Origin of the sequence: Nocardiopsis sp. CC223A (assembly GCF_030766825.1) — a bacterium.
Taxonomy (GTDB): Bacteria; Actinomycetota; Actinomycetes; order Streptosporangiales; family Streptosporangiaceae; genus Nocardiopsis.
This window is the reverse complement of record NZ_JASFDV010000046.1, coordinates 1-21,174: the sequence shown is the minus strand read 5'-3', so window position 1 is coordinate 21,174 and position 21,174 is coordinate 1. Positions and strand designations below refer to the sequence as shown.

Annotated in this window: 9 protein-coding genes; 1 reads left to right on the top strand and 8 read right to left on the bottom strand. The window is 75.9% G+C overall.

Features of this window, described 5'->3' with window-relative positions; genetic code table 11:
• Positions 1 to 14: 14 nt before the first annotated feature.
• The 8 genes from QJS33_RS18435 to QJS33_RS18400 form a co-directional block, all read right to left on the bottom strand.
• Positions 15 to 3,398, bottom strand: coding sequence for an amino acid adenylation domain-containing protein (locus tag QJS33_RS18435; protein ID WP_306369249.1), 3,384 nt, complete (start codon positions 3,396 to 3,398; stop codon positions 15 to 17).
• Positions 3,395 to 14,377, bottom strand: a complete 10,983-nt coding sequence (locus QJS33_RS18430) for a non-ribosomal peptide synthetase (protein WP_306369248.1) — start codon at positions 14,375 to 14,377, stop codon at positions 3,395 to 3,397. The genes QJS33_RS18435 and QJS33_RS18430 overlap by 4 nt, the downstream gene beginning before the upstream one ends.
• Positions 14,378 to 14,425: 48 nt before the next feature.
• Complete coding sequence (locus QJS33_RS18425) at positions 14,426 to 14,653, bottom strand: phosphopantetheine-binding protein (protein ID WP_372339679.1); 228 nt, start codon at positions 14,651 to 14,653, stop codon at positions 14,426 to 14,428.
• Positions 14,654 to 14,676: 23 nt separating this feature from the next.
• The gene (locus QJS33_RS18420; RefSeq protein WP_306369247.1) at positions 14,677 to 16,008 is read right to left on the bottom strand and encodes a lysine N(6)-hydroxylase/L-ornithine N(5)-oxygenase family protein; all 1,332 of its coding nucleotides are present in this window, start codon (positions 16,006 to 16,008) and stop codon (positions 14,677 to 14,679) included.
• Between the two features lie 3 nt (positions 16,009 to 16,011).
• A complete protein-coding gene (locus QJS33_RS18415) occupies positions 16,012 to 16,671 on the bottom strand; it encodes an isochorismatase family protein (protein WP_306369246.1) in 660 nt (219 codons plus the stop codon).
• The gene (locus QJS33_RS18410) at positions 16,671 to 18,362 is read right to left on the bottom strand and encodes a (2,3-dihydroxybenzoyl)adenylate synthase (RefSeq protein ID WP_306369245.1); all 1,692 of its coding nucleotides are present in this window, start codon (positions 18,360 to 18,362) and stop codon (positions 16,671 to 16,673) included. Before QJS33_RS18410 ends, QJS33_RS18415 begins: the two co-directional genes overlap by 1 nt.
• 1 nt (position 18,363) lies before the next feature.
• A complete protein-coding gene (locus tag QJS33_RS18405) occupies positions 18,364 to 19,524 on the bottom strand; it encodes an isochorismate synthase (protein WP_306369244.1) in 1,161 nt (386 codons plus the stop codon).
• 92 nt (positions 19,525 to 19,616) lie between these two features.
• On the bottom strand, positions 19,617 to 20,396 hold the full coding sequence (locus QJS33_RS18400) for an SDR family oxidoreductase (RefSeq protein WP_306369243.1): 780 nt from the start codon (positions 20,394 to 20,396) through the stop codon (positions 19,617 to 19,619).
• Positions 20,397 to 20,860: 464 nt separating this feature from the next.
• Here QJS33_RS18400 and QJS33_RS18395 point away from each other — a divergent pair.
• A partial coding sequence (locus QJS33_RS18395; protein ID WP_306369242.1) for a DUF3817 domain-containing protein occupies positions 20,861 to 21,174 on the top strand: 314 nt, incomplete at its 3' end.

Here is a 21,174-nt window from a genome sequence, read left to right as displayed (position 1 = left end):
AGTGGGTCGGTGGTTCATGCGTCCGGGCCCCACAGCCGGTGGAGTTCGTCCACTCCGTCGGCGTCGAGCAGGTCGGCGAAGGGGTCGCCCCCGTCCTGCGCGGGGTCCGGCCCGGGGGCGGCGGGGGCCGCGTGGGCGGCCAGCCGTTCGGGGGTGCGGTGGTCGAACACGTCGCGGACGGTGAACTCCAGTCCGGCGCCGCGGGCCCGGCCGACCAGGCGGACGGCGGTGATGCTGTCGCCGCCCAGGGCGAAGAAGTCGGCGTCGGCGTCGGCCCGGGGCAGGCCGAGGATGTCGGCGACGGCGGCGCACAGGGCCCGCTCGGCTTCGGTGCGCGCGGGGCGGCCTCCCGTCGCGGTGGCGGCCGGGTCGGGTGCGGGCAGGGCCCGCCGGTCGAGCTTGCCGTTGACGCTCAGCGGCAGGGCGTCCAGGAGCAGGACCGCGGTGGGGACCATGGCGGCGGGCAGGTCACGGGCCAGGGCTTCGCGCAGGGCGGCGGGGTCGGGTGCCGTTCCCGCCGCGGGGACGGCGTAGCCGGTGATCCGGGGTGCTCCGCCGGGTCCGGGCCGGACGGCGACGGCGGCCGCGGCGACCCCGTCCAGGCGGGCCAGGGCGGCCTCGATCTCGCCGGGCTCGACGCGCACCCCGTTGATCTTGACCTGGTCGTCGGTACGGCCGAGGTGGACGACGGTGCCGTCGTCCAGGCGCAGCACGAGGTCGCCGGTGCGGTAGAGGCGGCCGCCGTCGCCGAAGGGGTCGGCGACGAAGCGTTCGGCGGTCAGGTCGGGGCGGCCGACGTAGCCGCGGGCGAGTTGGACACCGCCCAGGTACAGCTCGCCGGGGACGCCGGGCGGCAGCGGGCGCAGCCAGGGGTCCAGGACGTGCAGGACGGTGTTGTGGACGGGGGCGCCGATGGGCACGGTGGCGCTCTGCGCAACAGGGGCGGCGGTCTGGGAGGTGACGTCGATGGCGGCCTCGGTGGGGCCGTAGAGGTTCTCCAGGACCGCCGTCGGCAGCACCCGGCCGAAGTCGCGCGCGAGATCGCCGGGCAGGCCCTCGCCGCTGGCGATGACCAGCCGCAGCCCCCGGACCCGGGCGGCCGCCGGCTCGTCCAGGAAGGGCCGCAGCATGGACGGCACGAAGTGGCAGACCGTGACGCCCCGGGTCGTGAACAGGTCGGCGAGCAGCGCGGGGTCGCGGTGGCCGCCGGGCGGCACGGTGACGATGGCGGCGCCCGCCGCCAACGGCCAGAAGAACTCCCACACCGCGACGTCGAAGCCCACCGGGGTCTTCTGCGCGACCCGGTCGCCGGGGCCGAGCCGGTACCGGTCCTGGGTCCACTCCAGCCGGTTGGCCAGCGCCCGGTGTGCGACCCCGACGCCCTTGGGCCGCCCCGTCGACCCGGAGGTGAAAACGGTGTACGCCAGGCTGTCGGGGTGCGGCTCCACCCAGGGCAGCGGGTCGGCCGCGGCCAGCCGCTCCCGCGTCCCCGCCGCATCCACCTCCAGCACCGCCACCCCGCCCCTTCGGGCACCGCCGCCGGTGCGGCCGGCGGCGCTCGTGCCGGTTGCCGCCGCACCGACCACATGCGTCCCACGTGGCACGTCCACCGAGGTGGCGGCACCGGTGGGGGTCGCGGCGTCGCCGTCGGCGGGCGCCGCGCCGGCGCCGCGCGCCCCACCCGGCGCATCGGCACCGTCGGCGAGGGCGGCGGTCAGGGCGGGGGCCGTCGCGGTATCGGTGATGAGGGCGACGGCGTCGGCGCGGAGGGCCATGTCGGCCAGGCGCGCGGGCGGGTGGTCCAGGTCCAGCGGCAGGTGGGCGGCGCCGGTGCGGACCACGGCGAGGAGCGCTGTGACCAGGTCGGCGCCGCGGGGCAGGGCCACGGCCACGACCTTCTCCGGCCCGGCGCCGTGTTCGGCGAGCAGGGCGGCCAGCCTTCCGGCGGCGTCGTGCAGCTCCGTGTACGTCAGTTCGCGGTCGCCGTCGATGACGGCGGTGCTCTCGGCGTGGACGGCGGCCGCCGGGGCGAGCAGCGCGGTGAGCGTGGTGCGGGCGCCCGGGACGGCGGTGTCGTTGTGTCGGCGCAGCACCGCGTGCTGGTCGGCGGTGAGCGGGTCCAGCGCGTACAGCGGCGCGTCCGGGGCGTCCAGGACACGCTCCAGCAGGTGCGCGAAGAGCGCGAAGACGCGGTGTGCGTCCTCCCCGGGCACGCCGCGGTGGTCCAGGTACAGCGCCCCTTCCTCGGGCAGGGCGGTGAGCACCACGGGGTAGTGGGTGGCGTCGCGTACCCGCACCCGGCCGGGGCGCACCCCGGCCGCACCGGACTCGGGTTCCAGCGGGTAGTTCTCGACGACCAGGAGGGTGTCGAAGAGGGTGCCGTGCCCGGCCGCCCGCTGGATCCCGGCGAGCCCCGCCCACTGGTGGTCGAGCAGGTCGGCCTGCTCCAGGTGCAGGCGGCCCAGCAGGTCCAGGGCGCTCTCGTCGGGGCGCGGGCGCACCCGCACCGGCAGGGTGTTCGTGAACAGGCCGATCATGTCCTGCACCCCGGGCAGGTCGGCGGGCCGCCCGGAGAAGGGCTGGCCGAACACGGTGTCGGTGCGGCCGGTGGCGGCGCCCAGGGTCAGCCCCCACACCGCCTGGAGGACGGTGTTGACGCCGGTCCCGGCCCGCGCGGCCAGGGCGCGCAACCGCTCACCCGTCCCCTCGTCGAGGGTGCGTTCGATCCGGTGGACCGTCCCGGCGGGATCGGCGCCGGGGGCGAGCAGGGTGGGCCCGTCCAGGTCCGCCAGGGCCGCACCCCAAGCGGCCAGGTCCGCCTCGCGGTCGCGGCGCGCCAGCCGGGCCAGGTGGTCCCGGTAGCGCGGCGCGGGCTCCAGCTCGGCACCGTCGGCGCCGTAGAGCCGCAACAGGTCGCGGACCAGCAGCGGCAGCGACCACCCGTCCAGGAGGATGTGGTGGGCGGTGACCAGCAGGACCGTGCGCCCGGGCCCGCCTGTGAGCGCGTGGAAGCGGATCAGCGGCGGGGCGGCCAGGTCGAACCGGTGGGCGAACTCGGCCTCGGCGGCGCGGTCCTCGGCCTCCTGTGCGCCCTCGGCGGGCAGGGCGGTGAGGTGCCAGTCCGCGTCCGCGTCGGCGGGCACGAACTGCACGGGCTCGTCCAGCTCCTCGTGCCAGAACCCGGCGCGCAGGTGCGGGTGGCGCTCCAGCAGCGCGGTGGCGGCCCGGTGCAGCCGGCCGGGGTCGACCGGGCCCAGCAGCTCCAGGCGTACCTGGATGTTGTACACGTCGCCGGTGCCGTCGCCGTCGGCCAGCACGTGGTGGAAGAGCAACCCCTCCTGGAGGGGCCCCAGCGGCAGGACGTCGGCGATCGTCCCGGTGTTCTCCTGCGCCGTCATCGCCGCTTCCTCCACATCGATGCGAGTCGGTCCATCTGGTCGGGGGCCAAGGCGATCAGGGGTTCCTCCGGTGCGGCGGGTTCGGGCGGGGTGTCGGCGGCGGGCGCGGCGACCGCGGCCAGGTCGGCGACGACGGGGTGGCGGAAGACCTGGCGGCCGGTGACCTCCCAGCCCGCCTTGCGGGCGGCGCCGACCAGGCGCAGGGTCAGGACGCTGTCGCCGCCCAGGGCGAAGAAGTCCTCGTCGGCGCCGACCCGGTCCAGGCCCAGGACCTCGGCGTAGACCGCGCACAGGGCGCGTTCGGCGTCGGTGGCGGGTGCGCGGCCGACGGTGCGGCCGGTGTCGGGCGCCGGGTCGGGCAGGGCCTTGCGGTCGATCTTGCCGTTGGCGGTCAGGGGGAACGCGTCCACGGACACGAACGCCGACGGGATCATGTAGTCCGGCAGGGTGGCCGCCAGTGCGGCGCGCAGCCCGGCGCCGGTGACGGCGGTGTCGGCCAGCACGTGGGCGATGAGCCGGTGGTGTCCGGCGGTGTCCTCCCGGGCGGTGACGACGGCCTGGGTGACACCGTCGACCCGGCCCAGTGCGGTCTCGATCTCGCCGAGTTCGATCCGGAAGCCGCGCACCTTGACCTGGAAGTCGGCGCGGCCGAGGAAGTCCAGGGTGCCGTCGGGGTTCCAGCGGGCCAGATCGCCGGTGCGGTACATCCGCGAACCGGGCGGGCCGAACGGGTCGGGCACGAACCGCTCCGCGGTCAGCGGCAGACGGCCGTGGTAGCCCAGCGCCACCCCCTCACCCGCGATGTACAGGTCGCCGGGCACCCCGATCGGGACCGGGGCCAGGTCGGTGTCCAGGACGTACACCTGCGTGTTGGCCATGGGGCGGCCGATGGTGACCGGGCTTTCGGGGCGCACGGGTGCGGTGGTGGACCAGATGGTGGTCTCGGTGGGCCCGTACACGTTGGTGACCGCGGCGGCGCGCGAGGCCAGCGCCTCGCCCAGGTCCTGGGGCAGCGCCTCGCCGCCGACCAGGACGCGCAGGCCGTCCAGGGCTTCGGGCCCGGTCTCCAGGAGCATGCGCCACAGGGTGGGGGTGGCCTGCATGATGCCGATGCGGCCGGAGGCGAGCATCTCCCCCAGGGCGGCGCCGTCGCGGACGGTGTCCTTGTCGGCCAGGACCACGGTGGCGCCGAAGAGCAGCGGCAGGTACAGCTCCAGGGCGGAGATGTCGAAACCGACCGTGGTCACCGCCAGCCACCGCTCCCCCGGCGCCAGCGGGAACCGCTCCGCCATGTCGGTGAGGAAGTTCGCCAGGTTGCGGTGGGACACCACCACACCCTTGGGACGGCCGGTGGAACCCGAGGTGTAGAGGATGTACGCGGCCCGGTCGGGGTCGGTCCGCGTGTCCCACACCCGGGTGGTCTCCCCGGCGGCCGGCACCGGCCCGGCGGAGTCCAGGTCCAGAACGGGGGTCGCCGACCCCGCGGGCGCGGCGGTCCCGCCGCCGGTGATGAGCAGCGCGGCGCCGGAGTCCTCCAGCATGTACGCGATCCGGTCGGCCGGGAACTCCGGGTCCAGCGGCAGGTACACGCCGCCGACGCGCTGCACGGCCAGCAGCGACGCCACCAGGTCGGCGGTGCGCGGCAGCGCCACCGCCACCACCTGCCCGGGACGCACCCCGCGGGCGCGCAGCAGCGCGGCGATCTCCCCCACCCGGGCGTCCACCTCGGCGTAGGTGTGCTCCCCGGCGGCGTCCCGCACGGCGACCGCGTCGGGGGTGCGCACGGCCCGGTCGGCCAGGGCGTCGCAGGGGCGGGCGGCCGTGATCGCGGCGTCGGTGGCGTTGAACCCGGCCAGCCGCTCCCGCTCCGCGTCCTCCAGCACCCCGATGCCCGACACCGGGCGCTCCGGGTCGGCGGCGGCCGCGGCGAGCACCCGCACCAGGCGGCGGGCGATCCGCTCGGCGCTGTCGGGGTCGAACAGGTCCGCCGAGTGGTTGAGCGCCAGCCGGACGCCCTGTTCCGGGTCCTCGATGTAGGCGAACTCCAGGTCGAACCTGGCGGTGTCCAACGGCACCTCCACCAGGTGCGCGGCCGACCCGAACAGGCCGCCGACCCCGGCGGGGCGCCGCTGGTGGGACACCATGGTCTGGAACAGCGGGTGGCGGCTGACCGACCGCTCGGGGGCCAGCGCCTCCACGACCGCGTCGAAGGGGGCGTCGGCGTGGGCGAAACCGGCCAGGTCCACGGCCCGCACCCGCTCCAGGAGTTCGGCGAAGGTGGGCCGCCCGCTCAGGTCCAGGCGCAGGACCAGGGTGTTGAGGAAGAACCCGACGGCGTCCTGGGTGCCCTCGTCGGCCCGGTCGGCGACCGGGCTGCCCAGGGGGATGTCGTCCCCGGCGCCGAGCCGGTGCAGCAGCACCGCCACGGCCGCCTGCACGACCATGAACACCGTGACGCCGTGGCGTACCGCCAGCTCCCGCAGGGCGGCGTCGAGGTCGGGGTCCACGGGCACCTGGGCCAGACCGCCGCGGTGGGAGGCCAGGGCGGGGCGGGGCCGGTCGACGGGCAGGGACAGCTCGTCGGGCAGGCCCTCCAGGGCGCGCCGCCAGTGGTCGAGGTGGGCGGCGAGCGGGCTGTCGGGGTCGGCGGCCTCGCCCAGCCAGTCGGCACGGGCGGCGGCGTAGTCGGAGTAGCGCACCGGCAGCGGTGCCCACCGCGGGGCGCTCCCCTGAAGGCGGGCCCGGTAGGCGGTGTCCAGGTCGGCCAGCAGCGGACCGAAGGACCACTCGTCGGCGGCCAGGTGGTGCAGCACGATCAGCAGCACGCACCCCTGTCCCACCCCGGGGCCGGTGAGCAGGCGCACCCGCAGCGGCGGCCGGGCGGCCAGGTCGAAGGGGATCGCGGTGAGCCGGGCCAGTTCGTCCTCCACCGGCCCGTCCACGCGCACGGCGCGCACGTCCTCGGCGACGGCGGCGGCCTCCAGCAGCACGGGTTCGGGCTCGTCGGCGACCGTCCGCACGACGGTGCGCAGCACCTCGTGGCGCTCGGCGAGGTCCACGGCGGCGGCGCGCAGGGCGTCCTCGTCCAGCACGTCCGCGACGCGCACGGCCAGCGGGACGTTGTAGGCGCCGCCGGGTTCGTGGACCCGGTCGATGAGCCACAGCCTCCGTTGGGCGTGGGACAGGCGCGGGCGGCCGTCGGCGAGCGGCACCACCGGCGGGCGGCCCGTCCCGGCCTGCTCGGTGTGCCGGGCCAGGGCGGCCGGGGTGGGCGCCTCGAAGAGGTCGCGCACACCCACGTCGCAGCCGAGCAGGGCGCGGGCGCGGGCGGCGACGCGGGTGGCCAGCAGCGAGTGACCGCCCAGCGTGAAGAAGTCGTCGTCGGGTCCGACCCGGTCCAGGCCCAGGACGTCGCCGAACAGGCGGCAGAGGATCTCCTCGCGGTCGGTGGCCGGTGCGCGGCCCCCGGCCCCGGTTGCCTCCGCCGCCCCCGGGTCGGGCAGGGCCTTGCGGTCGATCTTGCCGTTGGCGGTCAGGGGGAACGCGTCCACGGACACGAACGCCGAGGGGACCATGTAGTCGGGCAGGCTCCGGGCCAGGTGGGCGCGCAGCGTTGCCGGAGCGGGTGCGGTCCCGCCGGGGTCGGGGACGATGTGCGCGGCCAGCCGGGCGTTCCCGGCCGGGTCGGTGTGGGCGGTGACGACGGCCTGGGCGACGCCGTCGGCGGCGGCCAGTGCGGTCTCGATCTCGCCGAGTTCGATCCGGAAGCCGCGCACCTTGACCTGGAAGTCGGCGCGGCCGAGGAAGTCCAGGGTGCCGTCGGGGTTCCAGCGGGCCAGGTCACCGGTGCGGTACATCCGCGAACCGGGCGGGCCGAACGGGTCGGGCACGAACCGCTCCGCGGTCAGCGGCAGCCGGCCGTGGTAGCCCAGCGCCACCCCCTCACCCGCGATGTACAGGTCGCCGGGGACGCCGACGGGCGCCGGGCGCAGCGCCGCGTCCAGGACGTACACCTGCGTGTTGGCCATGGGGCGGCCGATGGTGACCGGGCCGTCCGCGGTCAGCGGCGCGGTGGTGGACCAGATGGTCGTCTCGGTGGGCCCGTACACGTTGTGGGCGGCCGCCGCGCCGGTGGCCAGCAGCGCGGCCAGGTCCGCGGGGACGGCCTCGCCGCCGACCAGGACCCGCAGGTCGGCCAGGACGGCGGGGTCGTACTCGGTCAGGGACCGCCACAGCGACGGGGTGGCCTGGGCGATGGTCGCCCCGCTGCGTTCGAGCAGGCCGGCGAGGAGTCGGGGGTCGCGGACGGTGTCCTTGTCGGCGAGCACGATCGTCGCACCGAACCGCAGCGGCAGGTACAGCTCCAGGGCGGAGATGTCGAAACCGACCGTGGTCACCGCCAGCCACCGCTCCCCCGGCGCCAGCGGGAACCGCTCCGCCATGTCGGTGAGGAAGTTCGCCAGGTTGCGGTGGGACACCACCACACCCTTGGGACGGCCGGTGGAGCCGGACGTGTAGAGGATGTAGGCGACCGGGTCGTGTCCGTCGGCGTCGGCGGGCACGGCGACCGGCCCGGCGGTGTCCAGGTCCAGAACGGGGACCGGGGACCCGGCGGGGGCCGCGGTGCCGCCGCCGGTGATGAGCAGCGCGGCGCCGGAGTCCTCCAGCATGTACGCGATCCGGTCGGCCGGGAACTCCGGGTCCAGCGGCAGGTACACGCCGCCGACGCGCTGCACGGCCAGCAGCGACGCCACCAGGTCGGCGGTGCGCGGCAGCGCCACCGCCACCACCTGCCCGGGACGCACCCCGCGGGCGTGCAGCAGGGCGATGACGCGTTCGACCCGGGTGGCGAGCCGGGCGTAGGTGTGCTCGCCCTCGGCGTCGACGACGGCGACCGCGTCGGGGGTGCGCACGGCCCAGGCGGCAAGCGCGTCGCAGGGCCGGTCGGTGTCGATCTCCCGGTCGGTGGTGTTGAAGCCGGCCAGCAGGTCGCGTTCGGCACCGGTCGTGGCGGGGGTGGCGGCGACGGTGCGCCCGGGGTCGGCGGCGATCGCGGCCAGGGTGTCGCGCAGCCGCTCCAGCAGGGTGCGGGCGGTGGCGGCGTCCACGGCGTCGGGGCGGTGGCACAGCCGCAGGCCCAGCCGCTCGCCCGGGAACACGTTGAGGGACACCGGGTAGTGGGTGGCGTCCTCCACGCGCACGTCGGTGAGCCGCACCCCGGCGTGGTCACGGTCGGCGAGGGCGTCGCGGGCCGGGAAGTTCTCGAACACCAGCAGGGTGTCGAACAGGGGCGATGCCCCGGCCAGCTCCTGCGTGCGGGTGAGCGCGGTGTGGTGGTGGTCGGCCAGGGCGACCTGGCGGCGCTGGAGGTCGCGGGCCAGGTCGGCGACCGCGGTGCCGGGGTCGGTGCGCACCCGGACCGGGACGGTGTTGATGAACAGTCCGAGGATGGACTCCACCCCGGGCAGGTCGGCGGGCCGCCCGGAGACGGTCGCGCCGAACACCACGTCGGTGCGGCCGGTGGCGCCGCCCAGGACCAGCGCCCAGGCGGCCTGGACCAGGGTGTTGACGGTGACGCCCAGGCCGCGGGCGGCGGCGGAGAGCGCCCCGGTGGACTCCTCGCCCAGGGCGCCGGTGAGGACGTCCTGCCCGGCGCCGCCGTGGGCGGGGGCACCGGGGGCGATCAGGGTGGGGCCGTCCAGTCCGTCGAGCTCGGCCCGCCAGGCGGCGTCGGCCGCCTCGGCGTCGCGCGAGGCCAGCCAGGCCAGGTGGTCGCGGAACCCCAGGGCGGGGGCGGGGGCGGCCGGGTCGGCGTAGCGGTCGAAGAGCGCCCGCAGGAACAGCGGGGTGGACCAGCCGTCGAGCAGGGTGTGGTGGTCGGTGGCGACCAGGGTGTGGTCGTCGTCGGCGCGGCGCACCAGGGTGAACCGGATCAGCGGCGGGTGGGCCAGGTCGAAGGGGGTGGCCAGCTCCCGCGCGCACAGCCCCTCCAGCTCGGCGCCGGGGTCGGCGGCGCCGGACACGTCCGCCTCGGCCCAGCGGGCGGGCACGGCGGCGGGCACGAACTGGACCAGGTCCTCGCCGTCGGTGAGGAAGCCGACGCGCAGGCCCGGGTGGTCGCGCAGCAGGGCGTCGGCGGCGGCGCGCAGCCGGGCCGGGTCCAGCGGGCCCCGGATGCGGGTGACGGACTGGGCGGTGTAGGCGTCGTGGCCGTCGCCGTACAGGCCGTGGAAGACCAGCCCGGCCTGGAGCGGGGTGGGCGGCCACAGGTCGGCGAGGCGGGCGCCGGGGTCGCCGGAGCGGTCGGCCCAGGCGCGTTCGACGCGTTCGATGCGGTCCTGGTCCAGGTCGACCAGGGGCACGTCGGAGGGGGTGAGGGCGTGCGGGCCGGGGGCGTGGGCGGCCGCGGCCAGGGCGTGCAGGGCCTCGGTGAAGGCGTCGGCCAGGGCGTGGACCGCGGTGGTGTCCCAGACGCCGGGGGCCCAGCGCCAGGTCAGGTGCAGGCGGGGGCCGTCGGGGCCCTCGTGGACGGCCGAGCCCAGTTCCAGGCCGTGGGTGAGGGGCTGGTCGGGGTCCTCGCCGAGCATGACGCGGGCGGTGACGGGGGCGGTCTCGAAGGGCCGGGTGCCGGGGGCGCCGAACCGGCCCAGGTGGTTGAACAGCACGTCGGGGCGGGCGCGGCCGGCCAGGAGGGGTGCGGTGTCGGGGTTGAGGCGGGCCAGCAGCCCGTGGCCGAGGCCGTGGCCGGGGACGGCGCGGAGCATCTCCTTGGTGCGCTTGAGGGCCCGGACGGGGTCGGGGCCGACGGGGTCGAGGGCGACCGGATGGGTGCTGGTGAGCCAGCCGACGGTGCGCGCGGGGTCGGCGTCCGCGTGCAGGTCGCGGCGGCCGTGGCCCTCGACCTCCACGAGTAGTCGGCCGTCGGCGGCCCCGGCCAGGGCCAGGGCGGTGAGCAGCACGTCCTCGGCGTTGACGCGGTAACGCCCGCCCAGGTCGGTGAGGGCGGAACGGGTGAGCCCGGGGTCCAGCACCAGGTCGAGGGTGCGGCGGTCGGCGACGGTGTCGCGGGCCGGGTCGACGGGGCGGGAGCCCCGGGGGCGGTGGGCGGCGGGGTCGGTGACGGCCAGCCAGTGGCCGAGTTCGGCGACCCGCTCGGGGCGGCGGGCCTCCTGGGCCAGCAGGGCGGTCCAGCGGCGCAGCGAGGTCCCGGCGGCGGGCAGGTCGATGTCCCGACCGGCGTCCAGGGCGGCGACGGCGGCGGCCAGGTCGGGGCCGATGACCCGCCAGGAAACGCCGTCGACGGCGAGGTGGTGGACGCGCAGGAGCAGTACTCCGGGGCGGTCGGGTCCGGCGTCGAACCAGGAGGCCGCCAGGGGGCGGCCCCGCTCCAGGTCGATGCGCTCGCGCAGGCCGGCGGCGGCCGCCGTGACGGCTTCGTCGGTGGGCTCGGCGGCGATCCGCTCGATGAGCCGGTCGGGGGCCTCGGCCGCGGGCGGGACCTCCAGAACGGTGCCGTCGCCGGTGGTGCGCGCCCGCAGCCGCAGGGCGCCGTGGTGGGCGACGACCGCGGCCAGCGCCCGCTCCAGGGTGTCGGCGGTGACCCCGGCGGGGGTCCACAGCGCCTGGGCCTGGGTGAATCCGGCCGGGGGCGGGCCCTGCTCCAGCAGGGCGGCGGCCACCGGGGTGGGGACGATCTCGCCCACCGGGTCGTCGTGGGCGGGGGCGGCGGCCGCCCCGGTGCGGGCACGTGCGGCCAGGGCGGCGGCGGTGGGCGCCTCGAACACGTCGCGGACGGTGATCCCCAGGCCCGCGGTGCGGGCCCGGTTGACGGCCTGGATGGCGAGGATGCTGTCGCCGCCCAGGCGGAAGAAGTCGTCGTACACGCCGACGGCGGTGCCCAGGACCTCGCCGAGCACCGAGGTGAGGGTGCGCTCCACCGGGTCGGCCGCCTCGGTTCCGGCGGTGTGCTCGGGGGCGTCGGGCAGGGCGTCGCGGTCGACCTTGCCGCTGGAGTTGAGCGGCAGCCGGTCCAGGACGACCACCCGTGAGGGCACCATGTGGTCGGGCAGCCGGGCGGCCAGGTGGGTGCGCAGGTCGTCCTCGGTGAGGGTGTCGGCGCCCACGGCGTAGGCGACGAGCCGGACCGCGCCGGTGGGACCGGTGCGCGCCACGGTGGCGCAGCGGGCGACCCCGGGGTGGGCCTCGGCGGCGGCGTCGATCTCGGCGGGCTCGACCCGGTACCCGCGGACCTGGACCTGGTCGTCGACCCGGCCCAGGTAGCGGACGGCGCCGTCGGGGCCGACCACCGCGCGGTCGCCGGTGCGGTACATGCGGGCGCCGGGCGGGCCGAGGGGAGAGGCGACGAAGCGTTCGGCGGTCAGGTCGGGGCGGCCCAGGTAGCCGCGGGCCAGCCGGTCGCCGTCCAGGTACAGCTCGCCGGGGACGCCGGGCGGGACGGGCCGCAGGGCCGCGTCCAGGACCAGGGCGCCGACCCCGGCCACGGGGTGGCCGATCGCCGTGTCGGGGGTGTCGGCGACGTCGCCGACCAGGGCGTCGACGGTGTTCTCGGTGGGGCCGTAGAAGTTGAGCGCCCGCACCCCGGGCAGCTCGCGCAGCCGGTCCCAGAGCGGCTGCGGGCAGGCCTCGCCGCCGAAGGTGAGCAGGCGCGGGATGTGCCGCGGCCGCCCGCTGTCCAGCAGGGTCCACAGGTAGGCGGGGGTGGTGTCGAGGTGGTCGATGCGCTGTTCGGCCAGGTGGTCGCCCAGTCGGGCGTGGTCGAAGACCAGGTCGGTGTCGATCAGGTGGAACTCGTGCCCGTGCACCAGGCCGAGCAGTGTGTCCCAGGAGGCGTCGAAGGTGAACGCCCCGATGTGCCCGATCCGCGAGTGCGGCGGGAGGCCGAGCTGTTCCGCCTGTGCCACCGCGAGGGCGGCGAGCGAGCGGTGCTCGACCACGACCCCCTTGGGCCGCCCCGTGGACCCGGATGTGTGGATGACGTACGCGGCGTCCCCCGGCCGGGGCCGGGGCGGTCCCCCGGCGTCCTCCCCGGTCCCGGCCCCGGACGCGGCCGGGGCGTCGGCGGCATCCCGTACGTCCGCGGGGTTCGCACCCGCCGTATCGGCATCGGCGGCGATGGGCGGCGCACCGGTGTCGAGGGCGTCCAGGTGGACGATGCGGGCACCGCCGGGACCGGGCAGCCCCGCGGCGACATCGGTGCGGGTCAGCACCAGTACAGGGCGGGTGTCCTCCAGGACGTGGGCGGTGCGCTCGGCCGGGTGGTCCGGGTCCAGGGGCACGTAGGCGGCACCCGAGCGCAGCACCGCGAACAGGGCGACGACCAGGTCGATCGAGCGCGGCAGCGCCAGGGCCACGAACCGCTCCGGGCCCGCGCCCAGGGCGCGCAGGCGGCGGGCCAGCGCGTCCACCCGGTCCAGGAACTCCGCGCGGGTGAGGCGCTCGTCCCCGTGCACGATCGCGGTGCGCCCGGGGTCGGCGGCCAGCGACCGGGCCAGTAGAGCGGTCACCGGGGTGAACGGGGTACCGGCCGGGCGGGCGGGGCCGGACCCGCCCGCCGCCGGCCGGTCACCGGGGGCCGCGCCGTTGCGGCCGTTCCCGGCGGGTTCGGCGGGCCGCGGCGCGCTCAGGCGCGCCGCGGCGGGGTCGACGGTGTCCAGGGCCGCCAGCGGTGTGTCCGGGTCGGCGGCCGCGAACTCCGTGAGCAGGCGGGCGAACCCCGCCAGCCGGGCGCGGGCCCCGTCCCGGTCGTAACGTTCGGCGTTGGCGTTGGCCTCCAGCACCAGGCCGCCGCCCCCGGCGGGCCGGTACACCGACACCGCCAGGTCGTCCACCGGCCCCTCGGACAGGTTGACGGTGTCGGCGCGGTGCCCGTCGAACTCCAGCACGTAGTCGAACAGCTTGATGTTCAGCTCGGGTCCGAACAGCCCGAACCGCTCCCCCACCGCCGACAGGTCGCGGCGCAGCCACTCGGCCCGGTACCGGTGGTGGGCGCGCAGCCCCCGGGCCGCCGCCATGGCGGTGTCGGCGGTCTCCAGCACGGTGTCCGCGGAGTGCACGCCCAACCGCAGCGGCAGCACGTTGACGACCATGGCCGGGGTGCGCAGCGCCGGGGTGCCCAACCGCCCCATGACGGGGGCGCCCAGCAGCAGGTCGCGGGCACCGGTCAGCCGGTGCACGTACCCGGCGAACGCCCCGGTGAGGGCGTCCACCCAGGTGGCCCCGGTCGCCTTGGCGAGGGTGTCCAAACCGGCGGCGACCGGCGCGGCCACCTCCAGGCGTTCGCGCAGGAAGCCCGCGTGGGGCGCGGGCGGCGCCGTGGACAGCAGCGCCGGGGCGGGCCGGTCGGCGAGCACCCGCAGCCAGTGCTGCCGGTCGGCGGCGCGCCGCTCCCCGGCGGCGTAGGCCTCCTCGTCGGCGACCACGTCGGCCAGCCGGCCGAACCCGGAGGGCGCGGCCTCCTCCCCCGCGCCCAGACGGGTGTACACGTCGGCGACGCGGCGGGCGATCATCATGATCGCGTACGCGTCCACCGCCAGGTGGTGGTAGCGCTGGAACCACAGCCACCGCCGCGCCCCCACCCGCAGCAGCGCGTACCGGTACAGGGGTTCGGCGGTGACGTCCACCGGCCGGGCCAGGTCGGCGCCGGCCCACGCCCAGGCCCGGGCCAGCGCACCCTCCTCCCCGTCGTCGCCGGTCAGGTCCACGACCTCGACGTCCCGCGGCACCTCGGCGGCGACCTCCTGCACGGGGCGGCCGCCGTCGGCGACGACCCGGGCCCGCAGGGCGTCGGTGTCGGCGACGACGGCGCGCACGGCGGCGGAGAACCGGGCGGTGTCCAGGTCGGCCGGGATGTCGGTGTACTGGCCGACGTTGAACACCGGGCTGTCCGGTGCCGCCTGCTGCGCGTACCACACACCGGCCTGGGCGCCGGTCAGGCCCGTTCGGGTGACGTCGAAGGCCATGGTTCGGGGACTCCTCAGGAAAAGGACGGGATCGGGGGCGGGGCGGGCTCAGCCGTGCAGCAGGCGGGCCCAGGCGGCGGCGGTCGGCTGTTCGGCCAGGGCCGCGAAGTCGGGTTCGGCCCCGGCGGTGCGCCAGGCCTCGACCAGGCTCATCAGCCGCACGGAGTCCAGCCCGCGGTCGAAGAGGTTCTCGTCGGGGTCCAGGTCGGCGACGGGCTCGCCCAGGGCGTCGGCGATGTCGGCGAGCAGGCGTTCGACGGTGAGGACGGCGGCCACGCGGCGCCTCCTTGTTCTGTGGGTCAGGCGGCGCGGGCCGCGATGGAGTCGATGATCTCGGCGGCGCGGGTGGCCACGTTGGACAGCAGCGAGGAGGACACCCCGTGGGTGTGCTCGGTGCCGCCCTGGAGGTAGAGCCCGCAGGTCAGGTCGTCGCTGGTCAGAACCCGGTAATCCCGTTCCACCGCGGGGCGCCCGCCGTCGGTGGCGACCAGCAGCTCGGCCAGGTCGCCCAGCAGCGGCCGGGGGTCGGCCGGGTGGTAACCGGTGGCGAACACGACGTGGTCGGCGGCGATGGGGGTGTGCTTGCCGGTGACCAGGTCCTCCACGGCCACCGCCACTCCCGCGGGGCTCTCGATGAGCCCGGCGACCCGTGCGGTGTTGTGCAGGTGCAGGCGCTGGACGCCTTCGACCTTCTCCGCGTAGTGGCGCTGGTAGAGGGCGTCGATGAGGTCGGGGTCCACCACCGAGTAGTTGGTGTTGCGGTGGTAGCCGACGAGCCTGTCCTTGACCTCCTGGGGGGCGGCGTGGAAGGCGTCCACGGCCTCGGGGTCGAAGATGCGGTTGGCGAAGGGGCTGTCGTCGGAGGGGCTGTACCCGTAGCGGGAGAACACGGCGTGCACCTGGGAGGCGGGGAAGCGCCGGTGCAGGTGCTCGACGACCTCGGCGGCGCTCTGCCCGGCGCCGACCACCACGAACGCGTGCGGGGACGCCTTGGGGCCCAGCTCACCCAGCCGGTCCAGCAGGTACTCGTTGTGCCAGACCCGGGCGGACGTCTCGACGCCCTCGGGCATGCGCGGGCGCAGGCCGGGGGCGAACACCACGTTGCGGGCGCGCAGCACGGTCTCCGTGCCGTCGGCGGTGCGCGCCACCACGTCCAGGTGGGTGATCCGGTCCCCGGCGCCGCGCACCGGCCGGACCTCGACCACCTCGTGCCCGTAGCGGACCCGGTCCGCGACCCGGTCGGCGCACCAGGACAGGTAGTCGTGGAACTCCCGGCGCAGCGGGAACAGGGTCTTGTGGTTGATGAAGTCGTGCAGGCGGCCCACGTGGTGCAGGAATGCCAGGAAGCTGAAGTCGCTGGCCGGGTTGCGGGGCGTCACCAGGTCCTTGAGGAACGACACCTGCATGGTGGCGTCCTCCAGGAGCATCCCCCGGTGCCAGCCGAAGGCGTCCTGGCGTTCCAGGAACACCCCGCTGAGGGCGGGCCCCCGCCCGGCCGCGTCGCGTTCGGCCAGGGCGATGGCCAGGCCGAGGTTGGAGGGGCCGAACCCCACGCCGACCAGGTCGTGGACGGGGCGGTCAGTTGTGGACACCGTGGTCCCTTCGTTGTGGTGGTTCTGCTGCGGGGCCATCGGTCAGGCCCCGGTACGGGCGTCGGCGGCGCCCAGCTCGGCCAGGGCGTCCCCGGTGAGGACGACCCGGGCGCAGCGCCCGGCGGCGTAGTGCAGGGCGGAGCGGTGGTGGTCGGCGCTGAAGTCGGCGACGGCGTCGGCGACCAGGAACGGCCGGATGTCGCGCATGAACGCGTCGGCGGCGGTGAGCTGGCAGCCGATGTGCGCGTACACGCCGGTGACGACGATCTGGTCCCGGCCCTGGGCGGCCATGCGCTCGGCCAGGTCGGTCTGGGCGAACGCGCTGTAGCGCCACTTGGTGAGGAGCACGTCGTCACCGGCCGGGGCCAGTGCCGGGTCGATGTCGGTGTGCTCGGCGACGGCCTTCATGCCGGCGCCCCAGAAGTCGCGTTCCAGGCCGCGCTGGCGGGGGGTCATGTCGCCGGGCTTGGCGGTGTACACCACGGGCACCCCGGCGTCGCGGCAGGCCCGGCGCAGGTCGGCGATGTTGGCGCGGACCGGCGACAGGGGTTCCGCGTCGGCGTCGTAGGGGCCGAGGAAGTAGCGCTGCATGTCGTGGACGAGCAGGACGGCGCGGTCGGGGTCCAGCGGCCAGTCGACCTTGTTCGGGGGCAGATCGGCGGCGGAGGGCAGTGGATAGGGGGCGATGGTGGGCAGTGCCATCAGCGGTCCTGGTCGTGATCGGTGGCGGTGCCGCGCAGGTCCCGCTTGGAGACCTTGCCGACGGCGGTGGACGGGAAGGCCTCCACGAACTCGATCCGGTCGGGGATCTTGTAGGCGGCCAGGCCGCGTTCGCGCAGGAAGGCCGGGAGGGCGCCGCGGGCGGGCGGCTCCCCGCGGGCGATGACGTAGGCGTGCACGCGTTCTCCCAGATAGCGGTCGGGGACGGCGACGACGGCGGCGTCGCGCACGGCGGGGTGGGCCAGCAGGTGGTCCTCGACCTCTTCGGCGCCGACCTTCTCGCCGCCGCGGTTGATCTGCTCCTTGGCGCGCCCGGAGACGACGAGGTTCCCGTCGGGGGTGCGGCGGACGAGGTCGCCGGTGCGGTAGAACCCGTCGGCGGTGAACGCGTCCCTGTTGTGGTCGGCCGCCCGGAAGTAGCCGCGGATGGTGTAGGGGCCGCGGGTGAGGAGGTGCCCGGGCTCGCCTTCGGGGACGGGTCGGTCCAGGTCGTCGACGATGCGGATCTCGTCCAGGGGGCTGATGGGACGTCCCTGGGTCGTCGTGACGACCTCGTCGGAGTCGTCGTGGCGCGTGTAGTTCACCAGGCCCTCGGCCATGCCGAACACCTGCTGTAGGGAGCAGCCCAGGACGGGGGTGATGCGGCGGGCCGCCTCCGCCCCGAAGGGTGCGCCGCCCACCTGGAGGACCCGCAGCGAGGACAGGTCCCGGTCCCTCTGGGACCCGTGCTCGACGGCGTCCGCCCACAGCAGTGCGATGGGCGGGACCACGGCGGTGTGGGTGACGCGTTCGGACTCGATCAGGCCCAGGGCCGTGGCGGGCGAGGGGTCCGGGGCGAGCACGACGGTGCCGCCGGCGTGGAACACCCCCAGGAAACCGGGCGAGCTCATCGGGAAGTTGTGGACGACCGGCAGCACCCCGAGGTAGACGGTGTCGGTGTCCAGGCGGCAGATGTCGGCGCTGGCCCGGACCGAGTACAGGTAGTCGTCGTGGGTGCGGGCGATGAGCTTGGGCAGGCCGGTGGTGCCGCCGGAGAGCTGGAGGAACGCCACGCCCTCGGGGTGGGGGTCGGCCGCAAGGGCCGGGTCGGGGTCCGCGCGCAGGGAGTCCAGGGCGGTGAGCCCGGGCTCCTGCCCGGGGTCGCCGACGATGACCAGGTGCTCCACCGTGGGCACGGCATCGCGGACCTCGCGGGCCGGGACGCGGTGGTCGAACCCGGCGTGCACCCCGGCGGTGACCAGGGCGCGCGCTCCGGACACGGTGGCCATGTGGACGAGTTCGCTGCGCCGGTGGGCCGGCAGCGCGTAGACGGGGACGGCGCCCAGTCGGAACAGGCCGAAGACCACCTCGAAGAGTTCGGCGACGTTGGGCAGGTGGACGATGACCCGGTCGCCCTCGCCCAGGCCGAGCCGGGCCAGCCCGGTGGCCAGGGAGTCGGCGCGGGCGTCCAGGTCGGCGTAGGTCAGGCGGGTGTCCCCGGCGACGACGGCGGTGCGGCCGGCGAAGCGCCGGGCCCGCTCGCGCAGGAACGCGCCGAAGTTCTCCCCGGTCCAGTACCCGGCCGCCCGGTAGCGGGCCGCGAACTCCTCCGGATAGGGGACCCAGCCCTCGGGAACGAAGCGGCGGCGCCGGTCGGCGCCGGGGGAGCGGGGGGTGGCGGCGGTGTCGTCCATGTCAGGCCGTCCGGTCCACGCCGAGGGCGAGCAGCAGGGTGCGCAGTTTGGCGGAGGTCTCGGCGAGTTCCGCCTCGGGGTCGGACTCGGGCATGATGCCGCCGCCGGCGAACAGGTCCAGGGCCGGTCCGGCCACGTCGGCGCAGCGGATGGTGACCACCCAGGCGCCGTCGCCGTCGGCGTCGCTGTGGCCGACGGCGCCGGTGTAGAAGCCGCGGTCGAAGGACTCGATGGCGCCGATGGTGTCGAAGGCCGCGGTGGTGGGGGTGCCGCACACCGCCGGGGTGGGGTGCAGTGCGGCGGCCAGGGCGTGCGCCGGGGTGTCGGTGTCGCGCAGGCGGCCGGTCACCCGGGTGGACAGGTGCCACATGGTGGCGGTCTTGACCAGTTCGGGTTCGGCGGGCACCGTGAGCCGTTCGCAGTAGGGGGCGAGCGCGTCGGCGACGCCCTCCACCACGACGGCGTGCTCGTGCCGGTCCTTGGCGGAGGTGAGCAGCTCCACCGCGTTGACCTGGTCCTTGGTGGGGTCGGCGCTGCGCGGGGCGGAGCCTGCCAGCGGGTTGGACAGCACGTCGCGGCCCTTGCGCGAGACGAGCAGTTCGGGGCTGGCACCGATGAGGGTGCGCGTCCCGGCACCGCGTTCGGGCAGGTTGACGGCGAACACGTGCGCGTCGGGGTCGCGGCGCAGCAGGTTGCCCAGGACGGTGGGGACGTCGATGTCCTGCCCGCCCTCCAGGCGCAGCCGGCGGGCGAGGACGACCTTGCGCAGCTCGGGGTGTTCGGCCATGAGCTTGACGGCCCGCTCGACGGCGGCGGTGTGCTCGGCCGGGGCGGGGTCGGGGGTGAGGGTCCACTCACCGCGCAGGGCCCGCCAGCTCAGGGCCGCGGCGCCCTCGCGCAGCGGCGGTGCGGTGCGGACGGTTTCGGGGACGACCAGGTGGGCGGGCCGGGAGGTGTCGAAGGGGACGGCTCCCAGGGCGACGGCCCCGGGTCCGGCGTCGGCGAGGGCGTCGGAGAGGGCGTCCAACCGGTCCAGGACGGCGAGCGTTCCGGTGCCGTGCAGGACCCCGGCGGGCGACGCGAGGAACGAGTCCCCCGGCCGGTAGGCCGCCAGGAGGTCGCCCGCGTTCGCGGCGGGGGTCTCGGCGCGTTGTTCGGGCATGGGTCGGGGGCCTTTCTGTGTCGGGCGCGCGAAGGGGCGGCCGGGTGGGCCGCGGGGGTGGCCTGGGTACTCGGCCGGGGGCGTGGGGGCGGTCAGCGGAGGGTGGCCCCGCCGTCCACGTAGAGCTCGTGCATGGTGATGTGGCGGGCGGCGTCGGAGACCAGGAACCGGACGGCGGCGGCGACGTCCTGCGGGGTGCCGACCCGGCCCAGGGGGATGCCGACCTTGAAGGCGGCGGGGTCCCCGGCCAGGAGCGGCGCGTAGCCGGTGTCCGCGGTCATGGCGCGCAGCATGGGGGTGTCGGTGGAGCCGGGCGAGACGACGTTGCAGCGCACCCCGAGGGGGGCCAGTTCCAGGCCGAGGCTCTTGGTGAAGGCGGTGGCCGCGGCCTTGGAGGCGGCGTAGGCGGCCATGCCCGCCCGGGGGACCCCGCCGGCGTTGGAGGAGACGGTGACCAGGCAGCCGCGGCCGCGCGGTCCCAGACGCCGGGCGGCGGCGCGGCCGACGGCGAAGACGCCGGTGGCGTTGACCGCGAGCACCCGGTGCCAGACCTGGTCGGCGCAGTCGGCGACGGGGCCGGTGGCCAGGGCGCCGGCGGCGGAGACGACGGTGTCGACGGGGCCGAGGTCGGCTTCGGCCTCGTCGAAGAACTCCTCGACCCGGGCGGGGTCGCTGACGTCGACGGCGCGGGCGAGGGGCTTGTGGCCCCGTTCCGCCAAGAGGTCCGCGGTGGCGGCCAGGCCGACCGGGTCGATGTCCGCGACGGCGACGCGGGAACCGCGTTCGGCCAGGTCCAGCGCCACGGCGCGGCCGATCCCGCTCGCGGCACCGGTGACCACGGAGACGCTGCCGTCGATGCCCTTCTCGCTCACCTGCGGTTTCTCCTCTCTCCAAATCGTTGACCCGGCAATTAGGTAATCCTTACCTAAGAAGTCCGCGGCAAGTCTCCGGCCGACCGCTCCCCGCTGTCAACAGCGGCCGATCCGTGGCCCGGGTCACAACCCGACCGCTTCGGAGCCCCTCGGTTAGGCACACCTAACCTCCGGGGAGCCCGGAGTCCGCGGGATCCGCACAGGTCACGACATCCCTCGGAGATCGAGGGATTCGTCCGCCGACGCGCCGCCGGTTCCACCGGCGCGCGGGGAAACATCCCCGAAACATGTCGGAAGTGAGGCTTTTGTCACCTTTCGGGAGCCCTCCCAGTGCCGTGGGAAACACGGGAGGGACATGCGACCCCGGAATCGGATGTCCGGAACCGTGGCCTAGCCTGGGACCGATCCCGGTGCGCCCGCGTCGGGATCGACCGTGTCCGTACCACCGTGACCAGAGGGAACCCGTGAACATCGCAGCCCTGGTGAACGCGATCGTCTTCCGCGTGATCGCCGTCGTCGAGGCCCTGACCTGGGTCGGACTCCTGGCGGGCATGTACGTCAAGTACCTCGGGAGCGGGAACGAGAGGGGCGTGGAGGTCTTCGGCATGCTGCACGGGATCGCCTTCGTCCTCTACGTGCTGATCTGCCTGGTCTCGGCCGTCCACCTGCGCTGGGGCGTGTGGCCGACCCTGCTGGCGCTGGCCGCCTCCGTGCCGCCCCTGTTCACGCTGATCGCCGACTGGTGGCTGCACCGCAGCGGACGGCTGCCCCGGATCTT

Excerpts from the sequence above, each read along its gene's own strand:
- QJS33_RS18435 (WP_306369249.1), bottom strand. The coding sequence starts at position 3,398 with ATGACGGCGCAGGAGAACACCGGGACGATCGCCGACGTCCTGCCGCTG.
- QJS33_RS18430 (WP_306369248.1), bottom strand. The coding sequence starts at position 14,377 with ATGGCCTTCGACGTCACCCGAACGGGCCTGACCGGCGCCCAGGCCGGT.
- QJS33_RS18420 (WP_306369247.1), bottom strand. The coding sequence starts at position 16,008 with ATGGCCCCGCAGCAGAACCACCACAACGAAGGGACCACGGTGTCCACA.
- QJS33_RS18415 (WP_306369246.1), bottom strand. The coding sequence starts at position 16,671 with ATGGCACTGCCCACCATCGCCCCCTATCCACTGCCCTCCGCCGCCGAT.
- QJS33_RS18410 (WP_306369245.1), bottom strand. The coding sequence starts at position 18,362 with ATGGACGACACCGCCGCCACCCCCCGCTCCCCCGGCGCCGACCGGCGC.
- QJS33_RS18405 (WP_306369244.1), bottom strand. The coding sequence starts at position 19,524 with ATGCCCGAACAACGCGCCGAGACCCCCGCCGCGAACGCGGGCGACCTC.